At 60.3% G+C, this 1,152-nt stretch carries 2 protein-coding genes and 1 pseudogene; all 3 read right to left on the bottom strand.

What is annotated here, in order from left to right; translation table 11 throughout:
* Positions 1-336: pseudogene (locus tag AC1DYS_RS32230) on the bottom strand (50S ribosomal protein L3); the annotation flags it as partial.
* A gap of 179 nt (positions 337-515) precedes the next feature.
* Positions 516-827: a 30S ribosomal protein S10 gene (gene rpsJ / locus AC1DYS_RS32225; RefSeq protein ID WP_011831018.1), complete on the bottom strand. Its 312-nt coding sequence runs from the start codon at positions 825-827 to the stop codon at positions 516-518.
* A gap of 92 nt (positions 828-919) precedes the next feature.
* Positions 920-1,152 (bottom strand): EF-Tu C-terminal domain-related protein (locus tag AC1DYS_RS32220; RefSeq protein ID WP_477906170.1); only part of this gene is annotated, 233 nt, incomplete at its 5' end.

The following is a 1,152-nucleotide window of genomic DNA, read 5'->3' as shown; positions in this document are numbered from 1 at the left end:
CTGACCCACAGCAAAGGTGGTCACTGGCACCTGGGCACCCGGCTTGAAGCCAGAAGCCACGTCGGCAGCGACACGGAATTCTTTGAGGATCTCACCGGCTTCGACGCCCGCTTTCGCGAGGTGGCCGGCTTCAGGCTTGGACACGCGCGAAGCTTTGCGCGCACCAAACGCCACCTGGATGGCGCTGTAGCCGTCGGATTCTGCGGTCTTGACCTGGGTCACGCGGTTGTTGGACACATCCAGCACCGTCACAGGCACGGCATCGCCGTCGTCTGTGAAGATGCGCATCATGCCCACCTTGCGGCCCAGCAAACCGAGACGGTTGCTCAGACTCATAATTTTCTCCAGCCCCCGCACCCTTCGGTTTGGAAGCCTTTGTTTCGATACCCGACATCGATTGGCCGGGCTGACTGGTTGGAATACAAAGGCGCCCTCGTGGACGCACCTGTTTCCGGGAAAGCCTGCGATTGTAGGGCAGAAGCCGAGTTATCAGCAACTGCCCTGCAATCAGGGTATTACTGCAGCTTGATCTCGACGTCGACACCTGCCGGCAGATCGAGCTTCATCAGCGCGTCCACGGTCTTGTCAGTTGGGTCAACGATGTCCATCAGGCGCTGGTGCGTGCGAATTTCAAACTGGTCGCGCGACGACTTGTTGACGTGCGGCGAACGCAGAATGTCAAAACGCTGCATGCGCGTCGGCAGAGGCACGGGGCCCTTGACGATTGCGCCCGTGCGCTTGGCGGTGTCGACGATCTCCAGCGCGGACTGGTCGATCAGCTTGTAATCAAACGCCTTCAGGCGAATGCGGATCTTTTGCTTTTGCATGACGATTCCTAAAAGAACGATGCGGCCTTGCGACCGCGAGGGTGTAAAGGCCGGGCGAGGCCTTACGGCTCAAGCCCGGTCGTCACGCAGCCTTACTCCAGGATTTTTGCCACGACGCCGGCGCCGACGGTACGGCCGCCTTCACGGATGGCGAAGCGCAGGCCTTCTTCCATGGCGATCGGGTTGATCAGCTTGACGGTGATGCTGACGTTGTCGCCCGGCATGACCATTTCCTTGTCCTTGGGCAACTCGACCGCGCCGGTCACGTCCGTCGTGCGGAAGTAGAACTGGGGACGGTAGTTGTTGAAGAACGGGGTGTGGCGGC

The organism is Rhizobacter sp. P2_G4 (assembly GCF_056403575.1).
Note: the sequence above shows the minus strand (reverse complement) of the source record. Positions and strands in the feature narration are given on the sequence as shown.

Excerpts from the sequence above, each read along its gene's own strand:
- rpsJ (WP_011831018.1), bottom strand. The coding sequence starts at position 827 with ATGCAAAAGCAAAAGATCCGCATTCGCCTGAAGGCGTTTGATTACAAG.